The organism is Pseudomonas sp. 20P_3.2_Bac5, assembly GCF_025466035.1.
Lineage (GTDB): Bacteria > Pseudomonadota > Gammaproteobacteria > Pseudomonadales > Pseudomonadaceae > Aquipseudomonas.
Map to the genome: position 1 here is coordinate 1 of NZ_JANLOA010000122.1, position 476 is coordinate 476.

Here is a 476-nt window from a genome sequence, read left to right on the forward strand (position 1 = left end):
CGATGAAAGCTTTGTGTTGTCTTGTGGTAGGCCCGCTTAGGCAGCACTAGCAAACGGCGCTCTCCCAAGACTTGGAACAGCCTATCTCGGCCGACCTGGAATCGTCTGTCAGGTTGGCAATGCAGCAGATAGTGCAGCTTGCGTGTACCCAGGCGAGGCTGGCGCATCCGGACTTGCTGTACAAACTCAACCACCCGGTCTGCCTGGCGTTCTTTGCCATCAGCAACTCGGTTGCGCTTGTAGTAAGCCTGTCGACTGATGCCTAGAAACTGACAAGCCCTGGCAATGCTCAGTCCTGCGACTTGACCTTGCGAGAGGACTTGCCGGATCGCTTTTTTACGACCGAGACACCATAGTCATTTTTCAGAACATCAACGACCGTCTCAAAGAACTGGGCCTTCTGGCTCATCAGCTCAAGCTGCTGCTCAAGCTCTTTGATCCGCTGCTCTGGAGTGAGCGTTTTGGGGTCAGACATC

Annotated in this window: 1 pseudogene; it reads right to left on the reverse strand. The window is 54.4% G+C overall.

The features are described from left to right. A pseudogene (locus NTD88_RS22130) lies at positions 1-476 on the reverse strand (IS3 family transposase); the annotation flags it as partial.